Below are 14,423 nucleotides of genomic sequence, written 5' to 3'. Positions count from 1 at the left end.
TAGTACAATCAAATCTTCTTTCCCATAGCGTAGTTCAATATAGCTTGTACGCTCTTAGCCATCACTATAGCTTCTTGCATCGATGGAATCGCGAAGGCGATCTGCCCTTTGAACAGTTGTAAACAATAATGGGAATAAAGAAAAAAACACGCTTTATAAAAGCCATTAATTGAATGGCAAGCCTATAGATGTTTGAGCTAGGACAATCCGTTGTAACTCAATATATTTGTTTAAAACAAATGGCAATAACAATCATTAAATAAAATTGTTCAATTGGTACACATAACTTCGTAATAGTTTTAATAATTTTTTAAGCCCTTTTGCTAAAGCAAGTGGTTTTGTAGTTAGCGTTAAGAGTGAAGCTACACCATTAATAAATAGAATACTTCCAGACAAATCATATGCCTGCCGTAATGCCTTCAATGGATATTGACATAATGCCAAATGACCAGATCACATGCCCTTTCGTAAAGAACAGATGACAAACGTAAATGTTAGGATGAAGAGTAAAGGCTTTACATCTTTAGTATGACTACAAGCGGAACTTGAGAAACACGGGTGGCAACGAAAAAAGTAAGACAATATAGATAATTGAATAAAAGTTAACACAATTACAGGAAAAATTTTGCTAAGCCCTTTTTTGTAGAAACCTCTTTTATAACGTTCATTTACGCTAAAATTTTTTTCACAAGAAAAAAAGAACAGACATGATATGATGTCTGTTCCCGTCGTCTATTGTCTCTCAATAACGCCATAATGAAATTTTGAAGTCAAACGCGTTAATCTGGAGAAATGATGTTTTTCAAACCAATCTGATTTATAATGAGCTTTTAAAACAACACGCTTTTTAGCCACTCGTTTCGCTTCTTCGACCCATGCATCAGTTAAAGTTACATGTGCTCCCGCTGCCCTAAGTGCCTGAAAATTATTCGATTCCTCAATAATTTCTTCAAACATTGGGTCCATATAGACAACATCAAATGCACTGTCTGGCTGTGATTTTAAATAAGCAACTGCTTCTGCTTGTACCACTTCTATGTGCCGCATACAGGCCGTTAACGGAAGCTCCGAGGTATCATATGTATTCATACCATGCGCTACAATAAACGCCACATTTGGATTCGCTTCCAGTCCCACCACTCTTCCATATTGACCAACAGTAAATGCGGCTAACATCGCATCAGCACCTAAACCGAGCGTACAATCTAAGACCGAATCGCCCTTTTCGAGCTGTGCCGCCTCTAAAAACGGCTCCATTTCTCCCCTCGCTACTCGCTTTAAGCGAAATGCTGCGGAATTCGGATGAAAGAAAAAGGGCTCTTCTGCGCCAAATGCATAATATTCATAGCGATTTTTCCCTGCTACAATGATATTCGCCTGAAAGTCCTCTGCAAGTTTACGGATTGAGCGTTTATGACGAGGGATAAAGGGAACATCTAACTTGCTACACACAAAATCAGCGAGCACCATCGACAAGTCGTCTGGTCTGCCCGCTGTAGTGACAATTGTTTTTACTTCTCGCATGTCTGCTCTAAAACGCCTGTTAAATGTGCAGTAATTTGCTCCACTGGGAAGCCTTCAATTTGTTCACGCGGAATAAAGTAAGCCAATTCCCCATCTTTTAAAATGGCCATTGATGGTGAACTTGGTGGTACATCCTCAAAAAAACCACGCATTGCAGCAGTTGCTTCTGGATCTTGCCCTGCAAATACAGTTACAAGATTATCCGGTTTAACCGCAGCTACCGCTTCCCGAGCCGCTGGACGAGCCAACCCTGCCGCACATCCACATACCGAATTGATAACAACCAAAGAAGTCCCCTTTGCCTCCGCCATAAATTCATTAACAGCATCCGCCGTTGTCAGCTCCCTAAAACCAGCCTCCACCAACTCTTCACGCATCGGCTTCACTACCTGTTTCATATATTCGTCGTAAGCATTCATGCTTTTACCCTCTTTCATATGTAATCACAAAGCCCATTATAGCAAGGTTTTTCACGAATGTACAAAAACTTGTTTTCGCCGGAAATCACATGTTTTCGGGAGAAATGTGACTTTTTCGTGACTTTCGTGACTTTTTTTGTGTAACGAAGTGGCATTAGTTGTGGGTTGTTACACACCTAAAATTATATTAAATTCTATATACAATAAGCGATTGATTACCTAAAATGGTAAATAGTTGTTTCTGAAAAAGGAGGTAAAATATTGTTTAATTGTACTAACTGCTTGGCAAAAAATTCTTTTAAGAAGAGTGTAAAAGATGGTTTAACAATATATATATGTGAATATTGCAATATTGTTAAAGAGGACTTTAAAGAGGATACTGATACTATAGCTCTTGCTTCAGCTAAAGATTTAGTAGCTCAAGTAGAAGAAGCTCCAGAATATAATAAAAAAAATGTTACTACATTTAATGTATTAATAGTGATTTCAATTATTATTAGTTTATTAATATTTATAGTAGTAGCTACAGACACAAGTCTTATTATGGAAGACATACTTGAAATTTTCGGACTTAATAGCAGTGAGTAAAACTGAATGAATTACAAAAAAATAATAAATTACATTTTCTATACAATAAGACCAAGACTGCATTTTATGCTATCTTGGTCTTCATAGTAATTTTAGAATTAAATTGCACTATACAACTATTTATTATTTCTACGTTGTTGAATCGTAATATACAGTCCAATCAAACATCCATCGTCATGACTGGACTGGTACCCATAGAGGCAATCCGTATTAAAAAGGAGTAAATTACATGACAGAAAAAGAGTACTTAGAGTTTAAAAGCCTTCTCGAAATGAATGATGAACTGAATTTTTATTATAAAGATGAGGAATATTGGATAAGTCATAGTCGTGGTAAATCTTATCTATCAAGAGTTAAAGATCACTATTCTCAAGAATTTAATGGTTATAAAGAACTACTTAAAAAAGGAACAATTGAAGGTATGAAAATCTCAGAAATATATCCAGAAATAAAATGGTAAAATAGGTTTTTTGAATACTCAAAACAGCAAGGCTACCAAATGAATTTCATTTGGTAGCCTTTTACATTGAGGCTTTGCTATTTCTATGATTAAAGTCAAAAAGACAAGTACTTTTACTGTGTCTAACTATTATTTATTATTTCTGCGTTGCTCGATTGTGATATATAATCCAATCAAGCGATCCGTTGTCATCACACCACTTTGTAAGTCTTTCAAATGTGAAGCTTGAACAATACCATCCTTCACTGCCTGTGCAATAAAGTTCTCTGTCTCTGTTCTTATAGCTGGTGAACCTGGATTCCATGTTGTATTTGCCACGCTGATTCCCTCCTTCTTGTCTTTCACAATTAATTGAACTTTCAATTTGCTATTGCTCGGTACGATTACTTGTCCATCTAATTTGTACCCTCTAGGCATCTTCCAATTCGGCTTCACTTCAAAATGTGGTCTGTCAATTCTGCGAGCCCAATCACCACCCCACGTAATACCTAACTTACGAGCGATTGCCCCGACTTTTGTTAATGTATCTACGTCATATAAGGGTTTCGGGGGAGCCACGGCAATGTCCCATGCTAAACGTGAAGTATGATTACTCTTCAGCGTCCACGTTACAATTTTCCCTGGTCTTGTTCTACCTTGTGCATATAGATAATTTTGCCTTGCCTGCGAACGGTAGGTTTCTGTAACGAAAATATTTTGAATACCTGCTTTGTAGCACTGTTGAAAGAGCAATCTGCAAGCCGTTTGAGCCACTGGTAGTAATTCGCTTAAATCTCGGCATGTAGTTGTAACACTCACTGTTTATCATCCTTTTTATCATCATTGTCGATTTGTAGCTGTTTAAAAGCGTTCGTTAAAAACTTCGGGACTTTCAAACCTAACTTGCCAAGATTTTCAATCATACTGATTCCTTCCATACCAATTAGAAAAAGAATCATGGCATTGCGCATAAAGTTTCCACTCTCTGTTGCTAAGTCCAGTTGTACCGCAGCAATCACCATCAAAATCATAGCTAGTTTTTTAAATAACCCTATTAAGGCTTTTCTGCTATCAACGTTTTTCACAACAAACGCAACCATAACGCCTAAAATATAATCAATCGCCATAAAAATAACGAAGGCTTTGATTAAATGGTCAATGCCACCAACAAAATAAGCGACTCCTGCCATGGAGCCGCCTACAAGTGATGTATATAATGTGTCTGTTTTCATTGGATACCTTCCTTATGCATAAAATAGCCCTCCACTAATGTTTGTGGAAGGCAGTAAAATTATTTTTAGTTAAAATTTATTTAGACAGAGCATGGAATTGTTCTTTCGCGAAAATCCCTTCTTCAATGGACATTTTCAACAATTCAAACAAACTTTCTTTTTCTAAATCTAATGCACTCTTAATAAATCTCAATACACCATTCTCATTTATTTTATACCAGGCGAAACGAACTTCAATTCTTTTAAGGGCTTTTACATAAATTTCTTCAATTGCATATACATTTTCTCCATCCTGAATTTTAACTTGTTTCAAGATATCGCAATACTCAGTTGATTTAACGATATTTACCACAAACTTCACTCCTTTCATTTTCAATGTAATCACAAAGTAGTAAAGTTTGCTCTAATAATTTTTTGACAATAAAAATAACGCTAAGCATCTGCTTGCGTTTGTTGTGCATCCATTATAGTTAATAACTCTGTGTATTCTTGATCTTCCAATTGATTATTAGCATAAAAGACATTGACTTTATTCAACATAGTCGTTTGCTCATATCGTTTACGATCAATTAAAAACTTACATAATTCAAATACCTTCATCTTATTTTCCTCCTAATCCTAATTCAGATCTTGATACTAGGTACTTAACATTTAAAAGTATTTGTGCTTGCATTTCTTCTAATGTTGGTTGTGATTTCATTGGTATTGGATTGGGTATAACTGGGGCTGTAAATTCGCCTGTTTGTCTATTATAAGTACTTCCCATTACAACTTTTAAATCATTAATTAATATCATGTTGTCATTATCTACTTCTCCACTCAATTGACTAATACCAATCACGACACTATTTTCATCTAATTGTATATAGTTAAACATTTTTTCACTTCCTCTATCAATAGAATTCTATTACTTGCCATGCACAATCTATAAAAATAGATCTGATACTAGTAGAATTAAGTGATTGGAAGCTAATAGTACTAGAATTGAGATATGCATCATTTTCCAAATGAATAATACGAATATCAGCACCATGCGTTTCTATTCTAGCTGTACCATTAATTATTAATAATGATTTTGAAGTGTCCACACGTGATATCGGTATTGTGTAGCCACTATTACCATAAGCAGCAGTCTTTCCTCTTTGGACAGACTTTACGACACGACTACTTCTTAATGTGGTTACAACTGTTGCTACATTATTATTTACTGTACTTAGATGATTTTGAACACTTGTTACATTTCTATTTATATTATCTACACTTGTTTTAGTGGAATCACCAACCGCCTTAATACTATCTAAAGTTTCTTTCGTTGAATCTGTAACGGTTTTTATGTTATCTACAGTTGTTTTTGTTGAGGATACATTTGTATTAATTGTATTTACGTTACTGTTAATTCTATCAACACTTGTATTTATCGTATTGACATTCGAATTCACTCTATTTACATTTGTACTTACTGTGTTTGTATTCGTGTTTATGGTGTTTACACCATTCAATAGCTGTTGCTGTTTTGTTGAGGTATCAGCGACATTTAAAGTCAACCAATTCAATTTCGCATGGACATTTGCGTTCGTAGCGCTATTGGCTGCTGTTGTCGGTGATCCTACATTGGTACTTATCGTATTGACGTTCGTATTTATTGTATTTGCTCGCGTATCAATCGTATCAGTTTTTGTCTTTATCGCATCCGTTGTTGTTTTAATAGCATTGACAACCGTACGAATGTTATCTACAACAGCCTTTATAGTCGTTTGCACTGTTTTCGTTGCTAAGTCAATGATTTTCAAGTTGTCATCTCCTCATAAATGATTTGTGGTTCACCATTTACTGTACGAAAACCCCACCGATATTTCACACCGTTGTCCGTAAACACATGTGGCATACTTTCATCCAAATGTGCAGTAATATTGCTACTAACTTTATTGACTAGCTCTACAATATTCTTCGTATTCTTCCCTTCATTTTTGTTAAATTCGTCTATTTTGTCGAGAATTTGCGTAGTGTTTTGTGTTATAGAGGATACTTTTTCATCCACATATTTTTTACTTGCGAATATTATGGCAGGATCAACTTTTAAAGTTACTGCACTTGCGTTAGACACTTCTAAAATCATCCGTAAATATAAATCTTTTAAACTTCCTTGTTCCGCTGCGGGCTTATACGTTTCTGGCACCTTTCCGATAGCTAAAAGAACGCCCGCTGGATTGAAAACACCGATTTCCCTTATACTAAATCCTCCTGCTGTTGCAGGAATCACAGCCTCTATAACTAACCAGTTTGGATTCTTTTCATCAATTGAAATCGAATTAATAGGTCCTCTCCAAACTTCATTAGCAAGCTTTGTAGCAGCAGCTACAGGATTATAATAAGCGCCATTACTATCACCTACAGCTATAGTAGAAAAATCTACTTTACTTTGAGAAACCTGTGCATTTGCAAATGTTGCTATACCAGCGTTCGTTAAAACTGTATAAAAATTTTCAGCCACTTAAATACCCCCTTTTGGGAAAATCGTTGTTGTATCAAAGAACTGCTGCCCTAATCCAAAACGATAAATACCTTTTGTATCAATGTTTGTGATTTGCCATGGAAACACCGATATATCTTCACCAAAAATTGAACAAGCTCCTACTTGCGTTTTACCATTTGTAGTAAAGAAAACTTCTATTTTTTCTAAATGTGAACGGATATTTTTATATTCATTAATCATCATAATTAGTGAATTAAGCGTTTTCTGACTAACACTTTTATCCTTGATGTTAACTTCAATCTTAAAGTAATAAGGTTCTCCTCCGTACTGGAACCATTCTTTTAATTTACTATCAAGAGCAAGCTTATTAAACACTTGTTGAATAGCTGCAGGGGTACCCTTTTTACGATGCAAGCTAATTGAAGATTTCACTAGATTTCTCTTCTGGTCAATCGGCAAATTAGCCTGATAGAAATCAACATGCTTTTCAAATGCTAATAAATCAAGTAACTCACCAGGCATTTCATCGATGTTGACTAAATTGCTGACAACTTCTGCTTCCTGATAAGTTTGTTTTAATTGTATTTCTGCAGCTTCTGCAATGGCTTCAAGCACAGGGTCTTGTCGTAAACTATAGGGCAATAATTTCAAGATGTCACTAGTCATTCGTTAGCCCTTTAAACGTTATTTCTGTTGATAATTCATTTGCAATCTGAGTATCTGCAATTTCAATAAACATAGGTGAACTTACCGATACACGCGCTGCCCCTGCTTGTTTTAGACGTGCTATAAGCTCAGAAATATCAACGTCTCGACCCATTTTTGAACGTTGCCATTTAAGATAACTCTCAAAAGCTTGATTTACTTGCTTTTCGATGATTGGAGAAACTATACTGTTTTGATTTGCAATCCAATACTCTACTGATACTGTGTAATTAACAATCGATGGTGCTTTTACTAATACCTTGTCAGTTAATGGTCGAATTTGGTTATCTCTCATTTTCGTTTCAACTAAAGTCAACTCTTCTTCTGCCGGAAGCTTTCCGTTTGCCATAAGAATATAGACATGCACTTCTCCGCTTATCGGTGATTCTACTTTTACATCACTTATATTTTGATTAACAGCCTTAGCCCAATAAATATAAGCACCTTTGGGACCAGCTACGGAGAAACTTTCAGGTGCTAATCGAATTCGTTCTGCATACGCATCATCACTTTCCTCATCTGCACCGCCACTAGTAACGGTCGTGTTTTGGACGGATTTCACATAAGGTAAAGGATCTACTAACGTGGCGATTTCACCAACTAAAAAGCCATTGCCGATTTCACCTGGCTCAGTACAAGTGGCTTCAACTGTATATAGGTGGGTACCTGGCGCAATGATATGTGACTTATTTGTCTCAAAATAAACATGGCCAACCTGATACCTTGTTCCCGCAGGAATCGTCAGAGCATCCACACGATCTTCTTCTAAACTAAAAGCCATTGTTGTCCGTGCATATTTCGCTGGTAGACGCTCCGTAGACATTTCTGCCCCCATATGATCCAGCATGTCATCCTCGGCATATGACAAGCGATTCTGGCGCAAACCGTGTTCTACTTTGTTGCGCTCTATAGAAACAAATGCAGCCAATGCCTGAATAAATTTCAACCTTGGATCTGCCCGCTGCAGAGTTAGCCCTGTTTTTTCTCTAACATGCAACAACATTTCACTTTCAATTTGCTCGGGTGCTTTTTCTAAAAAATATAAATCAGGTAAATTAAAACGACTCACGAATGCTCACCTGCACTTTTGGCGTTAACCGTCCTTGAAGACCATCTCCTAGTACATCTACAGCTACAACGATTGCTCGTGGTTCAAATTTGTGAATCGCTTCGGTTAAATTGGCGACTATTCTTGCTTTTGCAAGCGGAATAGGCGTATCGATTACCGTCTTATCCCACCCAAACTCACGGTCCAGTGGGCAACTCATACTAGCTGTGGCCATAATAAAAGCGACATTCTGTAGAATCTCCTCTACACCTGTCGCTCCAAAATTGATTGTTTTCATTGGTTCTGTCGGCTCAACTTCGTACATCTCATCACCCTTTCTTAAACGTTGAGTAAGCGTTATTCGCTGTAATATATTTGCCCCCACCAAGGCTATACCAACCATTATTCACACCGTAAACAGTCAATTGCTGATTTTTAATGGCATACCCTAGCACCTTATGCTGGATACCTGGGCCACTTCGTATATGGACTGATTTCACCGTAATCGTCATCGTTCCGAGTGCTTTTTTATTTCTGGTAACTGCTTTTTGTTGCGTGTTTGCTGTTGTTTTTTTAACAACCGTTTTGCTTTGCACATACTCTTTTAAAGAAACCATTACTTCTGCAGATAAGACATTTCCTGTTGGATCTATATTTCGTAAGCCTGTCGATAACTCCGATATTACAAATTTATTTGGTGCGATTGGTTTTTGTCCTAAGATAAAGTGATGTGCTTCACCTTTATGTTGCATGTTCTCTAACTTCGCTAGTTCTTTCACAGGGTTAATGCCTGGGTCAGCACGCAATAAAAGGTTGTACGTAATATCCGTTAGCCCCGGTCCATTAAACTCTAATTTCGTCTTGTTGCCTTGAATATCGTGCTCTTCCCACTTGGCACTGCTTTTTTTCTCTAGATCGTAAAATGTCAGGGTTTTATCCGTGGATACTTCAAAGAGTACATCGCCAAAGCTACCGATTGTCGCAATTTCGAATCCCTTCCTTTATGAAGTACTACCAAATGGTGAAAGTAATTGGCCATTTACTGTAACAGACCCTTTTGTTTGGATATTGATTTCACCAACTATATTGACATGTAATGTATGTGTCTTAGCGTCATAATCAATCAAACTACCATCTTCGAACTCGATGCATCGTTTCTCTGGTTCGCTACAGGGTGGCTGTGTGCCTCCTGAATAAAAAGCCCCTATAATAAAGCCTTCACTTTGTTTTGTAAACAAACAAAGTACATGTTCACCAATCTTCGGCATCCAGAAATCCTTATTTTTTAATGTCCCGCGATATAACACACGCAAAGGAGCTGATATTTTGTTGTCTTGCTCTTCAATTTTGACCCGTGCTGTTCCCTTTGTTGGATCAATGGTTGTGACTTCGCCAACTTGCGCCCGCATCAATATCCCTCCAAACATTTACGCAAATCGAGTGTTATTTTGCTTTTGTGATGTTGTACCCTCGTTACGATATATTTGCCGTTCAAACGGCCAAAACCAATTACATCAAACGTCATGCCCGCATCGATATGCATTTCACTGATAACTACTAATTGAATCGTTGTAGCATCTTTATTCGCTTCTCTCAATCGTTTTTTCGCCAGTTTGTGAGCTTCTGCCACCGATTTAACCTCTTCCTTCACAACTAATGTACGGCCAACTTTTGGCGCCTTTGGAGGTGTGAATGTTGCCTTTATCGTCTTCTTTTTTCCAGCATCATGTGACTGTACTCGGCAAGCCTTATATGTCCCCGTAAGTGTTGTATTGAATCGCCAATGAAGTACTTGAATGTTAGACGTTTCTTTACTCACACGCAGTATTGTATCGACTACAGGTTTTGCCTCATAATCCGCCTCATCTAAAACGACAATGGCGCTATTGGATAATTTAAGACATAACCCTTCTTCTTTACATAATCGATGCAAAAAAGCTAAATCTGTTTCAGATTCTTGCTCATAGCGATCTTTTTTAGGATTTTCGGTTGTTTCCCAAAAAAGCTTTAAACGATTGGCTTTCACAATATCTTGTACTACTTGTTTTAATGTCGCATTTTCCCATGCTTTCGATTTGTATTCACCTCGGATGGAATTGGATCCGGGAACAGCTAACGCCTTAATCGTCATGTTTGTTGGTGGTCCATCACCAATTAATTCATCTACCTCAAACTTTCCTAGCTTCGTTTTTACAACGCGATCTGACCAATGAGTTTTTGCAATTTCAGCTTCTATCAGGGAACCTTTCGATGGGAACCAGTCATTTAACCAATGCACATCTGCATCCTGTAAAACAAGCTGTAAATCATCGATCTCTCCACTTAAATTGTCGGTATACGTCCAATCTAATAAATCGTCTCCCAGTTCATCGGTCAAACGCGTATTATTGTAGGTTACATTTAACTCTGTTCGTCTTGCCATCGTCATACATCATCGTGCTCCCCAAGCCATGCAGGGCGTTGTGAATAAATCGCTGTATCGATGATTGGAACGTTTAAAACAACATCACCCGTAAAAATAATTGTGTCACGATGCTTTGGATTTGCTTCAAGTAAAAGAGGGAGCAAATACTCGCTCCCCCATAACCGATAGGCAATTAAATCCCACGTATCTCCCTGAATCGTTGTATAGCTATTCATATTGCGTCCTCCTTGATGTAACGCCGCCAGCACCTTGAATCTGCATGTTGTCAATACGTGTGCGAAGTCGATTTAATGCAACAATCACATGGTGAACAGCAGGTTGAATGCCTTGGATGGATGAAACCCACCCCGTTGCTTGTCCGATGGTTGATGCTAACGTTGACATATTTGTATTGGATAAATCGGTTGTTGCTTTTAATGAAGCAAAGGACATAACAAAATCCGTACTGACTTGTCCTGTATACTTCGTTAAATTGTCCATATTAGTAGCAGTCGTATTAATACTTGTTTCTAGTTTTGTGAATGCTGTATTCGTCGTCTCAAACGTAGTCGCAAGTTGTGTCGCAGCTGCATTTAATTTTGTAGTATCCACGGATTTGGTTGCCTCAGTACGTCCTTTATCAGATGGTGCTTGACTTGCAGCTCGTTGTCCTCCACGTGCTGTATCTACCGCTTTACCACCTGCCCATTTCCCACCAATATAGCCAGCGGCTCCACCTAACAGAAGGCCAAGGGTTGTACCGATTCCCGGTGCAATAGCTGTTCCGATAGCAGCTCCTAGTTTTGCACCACCAAGGCCACCTGCAAATCCACCGGTTGTTTGTGCCGTCGCTTTGACTTTATCTTTTGATTTAAAAATGTCATGAACACCCATTGCTAAACCGATTGGTGCAAAGCCTTTACCAATCCCTTTCGCAACAGTCGTTATCCCCTTGCCTCCACCTTTCACGACATGTTTCCCTGTGTTAAAAATTTGAGATAAAGCAGACGCTTGACTAGCATTAGGTGCTACTTTCGCTGCACCTTTGTTTGTTCCTTTAGTTTTCGATTTCTTTTCTTTTGAGCTCGTTGGCGCTGTTGTGACTTCACATAAAGCTGCAGTGGCTGCTTGCGTTGCTCCCTTGGTTCTTTTTGACTTTGATTTTTTTCCTTTTGCTTTTGTGGATGCAGTTTCAACACTTGTATTATCTTGAGAAGATGCGGAATCTTTCCTTGCTCCTTTCCCGCCTCGTTTCTCCATTGCCCATCGACCTGCACCGATAGCCCCTTTCACAAGTGTGCCGCCACCAAGCATCCAAGCTGCAGCACCCATGCCAAGTGCGCCTGCGAAATTGCCATTTAATGCATTACTACCGGCTGCTTTTAAAGAACCTGTAAATGCTCCGAAAAATGCTTTAACTGCTATTTCTCCAAGTTTAGAGAAGATTTTTTCCATTGCTTGTCCACCGCTACCACCTAGCCACTCCTCCGCTTTAGCAGTAGCCGTATCTAACATATAAATGACTTTATCGCCAAAATCCATGTTACTAAACAATTCATATTTCTCTAATTCTCGATTGTATTGATTTATCATCTTTTGGGCATCAGCTGGAGTCATGTGCGGTTCGATTTTTGGTTTGATAGGTTTTGTTGTGCTAAATGGGGCAATAATGTCTTCAAGGATTTTTGCAGTCACTTCCCCGGCTTTTTCAATTTTGCTCATGTTATTATCTATATTTCCTGCTATCCCACCAAAAAACTTTTGGAAAACTGGTAAAACGGGCTCCATAAACTTGATCTGGGCAGCCTCGATATTACTTTGCAAAAGCTTAAGAGACCCTGCATAATTATCGACCATTGTTGCAGACATTTTTGCAGCGGTTCCCTCTGACTTCTCTAAGGCAGCCGTCATTCGCTCAAGTTCATCCGAACCAGTCGAAAGTAGAATAGACCAATGCTTAACAGCTTCTGTTCCGAACAGCGTAGTGAGCGTGGCTGATTTTTGTTTGTCCGTCATGCCAGCCGTACCCTTTTCAATTTCCTTAATTAGTTTCGGGAGTGGTTTAAGGGTTCCCTGCGCGTCAAAGAATGCTATATTAGTTTTCTTCATAACTTTTTGCACACTTGCATTATCCTTTGATAATCTACTTAAAGATGAAGCAAATGCTTGACCAGCAATGGAACCTTTCAGGCCTTGGTTAGCAAGTGCCATCATCCCAGCCGTAGTACCTTCTAACGACCATTTAAAAGTATTGGCTACTGGTGCGAGATATTTCATCCCTTCACCGAGCATCTCTACATTTGTGTTAGCATTCGCTTGGGCGTAAGCAAAGACGTCCGCAGCATGTCCTGCTTTATCCGCGCTTAGTCCAAATGCTTGCATTGTATCCAGTTTGTTATCGTAAGGCTCTTTATCCTTACTTCCGGGGCTTTCGCCACATAATAGGATGTCATTTCATCCTCGGCTCAGACTATATCTTCACCTACAACTTTACTTGTTTAGGTGGTGGGCGCTCTTGGGCGTTTCACCATACCAAAAGGGTTAGGTTACTTCACCTAGTCGTTGCACCTTCCGTTTGTTTCCAAACGACTTGGCTCAGGGTTGCCATATCATAATAAAAAGACAAGGCTACAACTCCTTGTCTAATATTTTTTCGATATTTTCAAATTCCCAATACGGAATTCTTAATAACATTATTTTATTTTCAATACAAAAGTCATTTTTTATTTTATCTCTCTTCTTTTGGAGTTTAAACTGTTGGTCTGTTCGGAATTTTTTATAAAAGTGAAATTCCCCATCATATTCTATCAACAACTTTAATTTATTATTTTCAAAAATAGCAAAATCAAAGGGAAGTGGAAACTCATTCTTGCATTTTTCTATTCTATATTGAGCCTCGTATTGTAATCCTTTACTAATTAAATAGGTCTCTATCCGTTCTTCACCTCGGCTAAACTTGCATTTAGGACACCTTTTACCCTGATGTATGAAGTTTCCTGGAGTAGTTTTATATATATGATTACACACATTGTGTCTAATTTTAATAGACGTTGCTGTATTAACATATTCCTCTAAAAAAGTATATTCATCTCCTACTATTTCATAAACTAAATTTTCAAATTCGTCGTTAGACCATCTTAATTTTAATAGTTTTCCTTTGTGTGAGCATTTGGGACATTTCCTTCCTCTCAACAAATTTGAAGGAGATACCAAGTATATATTTCCACATACTTTATGCTTTACTTCAATTTTAATTTTATTATTCTTATAATCACCTAGAACCTAATATTCATTTCCGAATTTCTCTCTAACTTCCTCAATGAATTGTTCTTTATTTTTCCTTCTTGGTGCTCCCATCAAGTATCGTGCGCAAACAGGACATCTTTTTCCTTGTTGGAAGTCATTAGGTCTAACTTCATATTCAGTACTGCATAAATTGTGTCTTAGCTTAACCTTTACTCCCGACCTTACATATGGGCTCAATAAGGTGTATTCGTCACCAACAGCTTCTTCCATAAGTTTAATAAATTTCTTTTCATTTGCTTTCCTATGCTTCTCATTTGTTTCTACACTCCATTTTCTAGCAGGCAT

At 37.9% G+C, this 14,423-nt stretch carries 21 protein-coding genes; 2 read left to right on the top strand and 19 right to left on the bottom strand.

Going from position 1 to position 14,423, the window contains the following annotated elements; translation table 11 throughout:
• Positions 1-732: 732 nt before the first annotated feature.
• Both FC748_RS05555 and FC748_RS05550 read right to left on the bottom strand, forming a co-directional pair.
• On the bottom strand, positions 733-1,524 hold the full coding sequence (locus tag FC748_RS05555; RefSeq protein WP_108030262.1) for a class I SAM-dependent methyltransferase: 792 nt from the start codon (positions 1,522-1,524) through the stop codon (positions 733-735).
• Entirely contained in the window at positions 1,512-1,943 is a 432-nt protein-coding gene (locus FC748_RS05550) for a BrxA/BrxB family bacilliredoxin (protein WP_069512324.1), read from the bottom strand. The genes FC748_RS05555 and FC748_RS05550 overlap by 13 nt, the downstream gene beginning before the upstream one ends.
• A 261-nt stretch (positions 1,944-2,204) precedes the next feature.
• Between FC748_RS05550 and FC748_RS05545 the strand changes: the two genes are divergently transcribed.
• Both FC748_RS05545 and FC748_RS05540 read left to right on the top strand, forming a co-directional pair.
• Positions 2,205-2,531, top strand: a complete 327-nt coding sequence (locus FC748_RS05545; protein WP_108030261.1) for a hypothetical protein — start codon at positions 2,205-2,207, stop codon at positions 2,529-2,531.
• A gap of 229 nt (positions 2,532-2,760) precedes the next feature.
• Positions 2,761-2,991: a hypothetical protein gene (locus FC748_RS05540; RefSeq protein WP_238600171.1), complete on the top strand. Its 231-nt coding sequence runs from the start codon at positions 2,761-2,763 to the stop codon at positions 2,989-2,991.
• Between the two features lie 129 nt (positions 2,992-3,120).
• Here FC748_RS05540 and FC748_RS05535 read toward each other — a convergent pair whose 3' ends face one another.
• The 17 genes from FC748_RS05535 to FC748_RS22235 form a co-directional block, all read right to left on the bottom strand.
• The gene (locus tag FC748_RS05535) at positions 3,121-3,789 is read right to left on the bottom strand and encodes a M15 family metallopeptidase (RefSeq protein WP_108030260.1); all 669 of its coding nucleotides are present in this window, start codon (positions 3,787-3,789) and stop codon (positions 3,121-3,123) included.
• Complete coding sequence (locus FC748_RS05530; RefSeq protein WP_108030259.1) at positions 3,786-4,202, bottom strand: phage holin family protein; 417 nt, start codon at positions 4,200-4,202, stop codon at positions 3,786-3,788. Before FC748_RS05530 ends, FC748_RS05535 begins: the two co-directional genes overlap by 4 nt.
• A 76-nt stretch (positions 4,203-4,278) precedes the next feature.
• Positions 4,279-4,554, bottom strand: a complete 276-nt coding sequence (locus tag FC748_RS05525; RefSeq protein ID WP_081769896.1) for a hypothetical protein — start codon at positions 4,552-4,554, stop codon at positions 4,279-4,281.
• Positions 4,555-4,634: 80 nt separating this feature from the next.
• Positions 4,635-4,802: a hypothetical protein gene (locus tag FC748_RS22000; RefSeq protein WP_167492637.1), complete on the bottom strand. Its 168-nt coding sequence runs from the start codon at positions 4,800-4,802 to the stop codon at positions 4,635-4,637.
• A gap of 1 nt (position 4,803) precedes the next feature.
• Positions 4,804-5,079: a hypothetical protein gene (locus tag FC748_RS05520; protein ID WP_108030258.1), complete on the bottom strand. Its 276-nt coding sequence runs from the start codon at positions 5,077-5,079 to the stop codon at positions 4,804-4,806.
• A 16-nt stretch (positions 5,080-5,095) separates the two neighbouring features.
• Positions 5,096-5,992, bottom strand: a complete 897-nt coding sequence (locus FC748_RS05515; protein ID WP_108030257.1) for a hypothetical protein — start codon at positions 5,990-5,992, stop codon at positions 5,096-5,098.
• Positions 5,989-6,693, bottom strand: a complete 705-nt coding sequence (locus FC748_RS05510) for a phage tail protein (RefSeq protein ID WP_108030256.1) — start codon at positions 6,691-6,693, stop codon at positions 5,989-5,991. Before FC748_RS05510 ends, FC748_RS05515 begins: the two co-directional genes overlap by 4 nt.
• On the bottom strand, positions 6,694-7,341 hold the full coding sequence (locus FC748_RS05505; RefSeq protein WP_108030255.1) for a phage tail protein I: 648 nt from the start codon (positions 7,339-7,341) through the stop codon (positions 6,694-6,696). It lies immediately after the preceding gene.
• Positions 7,334-8,449 carry a baseplate assembly protein gene (locus FC748_RS05500; RefSeq protein WP_108030254.1) on the bottom strand — a complete coding sequence of 372 codons (1,116 nt, stop codon included), beginning with the start codon at positions 8,447-8,449 and terminating at the stop codon, positions 7,334-7,336. Before FC748_RS05500 ends, FC748_RS05505 begins: the two co-directional genes overlap by 8 nt.
• Complete coding sequence (locus FC748_RS05495; RefSeq protein ID WP_108030253.1) at positions 8,436-8,753, bottom strand: GPW/gp25 family protein; 318 nt, start codon at positions 8,751-8,753, stop codon at positions 8,436-8,438. Before FC748_RS05495 ends, FC748_RS05500 begins: the two co-directional genes overlap by 14 nt.
• 4 nt (positions 8,754-8,757) lie before the next feature.
• Positions 8,758-9,405: a phage tail protein gene (locus FC748_RS05490; RefSeq protein ID WP_274519746.1), complete on the bottom strand. Its 648-nt coding sequence runs from the start codon at positions 9,403-9,405 to the stop codon at positions 8,758-8,760.
• A gap of 24 nt (positions 9,406-9,429) precedes the next feature.
• Positions 9,430-9,837, bottom strand: a complete 408-nt coding sequence (locus FC748_RS05485; protein ID WP_167492636.1) for a phage baseplate assembly protein V — start codon at positions 9,835-9,837, stop codon at positions 9,430-9,432.
• On the bottom strand, positions 9,837-10,856 hold the full coding sequence (locus FC748_RS05480; protein ID WP_108030250.1) for a phage late control D family protein: 1,020 nt from the start codon (positions 10,854-10,856) through the stop codon (positions 9,837-9,839). The genes FC748_RS05485 and FC748_RS05480 overlap by 1 nt, the downstream gene beginning before the upstream one ends.
• The gene (locus tag FC748_RS05475) at positions 10,853-11,068 is read right to left on the bottom strand and encodes a tail protein X (RefSeq protein WP_108030249.1); all 216 of its coding nucleotides are present in this window, start codon (positions 11,066-11,068) and stop codon (positions 10,853-10,855) included. The genes FC748_RS05480 and FC748_RS05475 overlap by 4 nt, the downstream gene beginning before the upstream one ends.
• Positions 11,061-13,214 (bottom strand): phage tail tape measure protein, encoded by a 2,154-nt coding sequence (locus FC748_RS05470; protein WP_108030248.1) that lies wholly within the window; start codon positions 13,212-13,214, stop codon positions 11,061-11,063. Before FC748_RS05470 ends, FC748_RS05475 begins: the two co-directional genes overlap by 8 nt.
• 246 nt (positions 13,215-13,460) lie before the next feature.
• Entirely contained in the window at positions 13,461-14,045 is a 585-nt protein-coding gene (locus FC748_RS05465) for a putative endonuclease domain-containing protein (RefSeq protein ID WP_244311192.1), read from the bottom strand.
• 69 nt (positions 14,046-14,114) lie between these two features.
• A complete protein-coding gene (locus FC748_RS22235) occupies positions 14,115-14,423 on the bottom strand; it encodes a hypothetical protein (protein WP_238600169.1) in 309 nt (102 codons plus the stop codon).

It is taken from the genome of Lysinibacillus sphaericus (genome assembly GCF_005217585.1).
Classification (GTDB): Bacteria; Bacillota; Bacilli; order Bacillales_A; family Planococcaceae; genus Lysinibacillus; species Lysinibacillus sphaericus.
Note: the sequence above shows the minus strand (reverse complement) of the source record. Positions and strands in the feature narration are given on the sequence as shown.

Excerpts from the sequence above, each read along its gene's own strand:
- FC748_RS05555 (WP_108030262.1), bottom strand. The coding sequence starts at position 1,524 with ATGCGAGAAGTAAAAACAATTGTCACTACAGCGGGCAGACCAGACGAC.
- FC748_RS05550 (WP_069512324.1), bottom strand. The coding sequence starts at position 1,943 with ATGAATGCTTACGACGAATATATGAAACAGGTAGTGAAGCCGATGCGT.
- FC748_RS05540 (WP_238600171.1), top strand. The coding sequence starts at position 2,761 with ATGACAGAAAAAGAGTACTTAGAGTTTAAAAGCCTTCTCGAAATGAAT.
- FC748_RS05530 (WP_108030259.1), bottom strand. The coding sequence starts at position 4,202 with ATGAAAACAGACACATTATATACATCACTTGTAGGCGGCTCCATGGCA.
- FC748_RS22000 (WP_167492637.1), bottom strand. The coding sequence starts at position 4,802 with ATGAAGGTATTTGAATTATGTAAGTTTTTAATTGATCGTAAACGATAT.
- FC748_RS05520 (WP_108030258.1), bottom strand. The coding sequence starts at position 5,079 with ATGTTTAACTATATACAATTAGATGAAAATAGTGTCGTGATTGGTATT.
- FC748_RS05505 (WP_108030255.1), bottom strand. The coding sequence starts at position 7,341 with ATGACTAGTGACATCTTGAAATTATTGCCCTATAGTTTACGACAAGAC.
- FC748_RS05495 (WP_108030253.1), bottom strand. The coding sequence starts at position 8,753 with ATGTACGAAGTTGAGCCGACAGAACCAATGAAAACAATCAATTTTGGA.
- FC748_RS05485 (WP_167492636.1), bottom strand. The coding sequence starts at position 9,837 with ATGCGGGCGCAAGTTGGCGAAGTCACAACCATTGATCCAACAAAGGGA.
- FC748_RS05480 (WP_108030250.1), bottom strand. The coding sequence starts at position 10,856 with ATGACGATGGCAAGACGAACAGAGTTAAATGTAACCTACAATAATACG.
- FC748_RS05475 (WP_108030249.1), bottom strand. The coding sequence starts at position 11,068 with ATGAATAGCTATACAACGATTCAGGGAGATACGTGGGATTTAATTGCC.
- FC748_RS05470 (WP_108030248.1), bottom strand. The coding sequence starts at position 13,214 with ATGCAAGCATTTGGACTAAGCGCGGATAAAGCAGGACATGCTGCGGAC.
- FC748_RS22235 (WP_238600169.1), bottom strand. The coding sequence starts at position 14,423 with ATGCCTGCTAGAAAATGGAGTGTAGAAACAAATGAGAAGCATAGGAAA.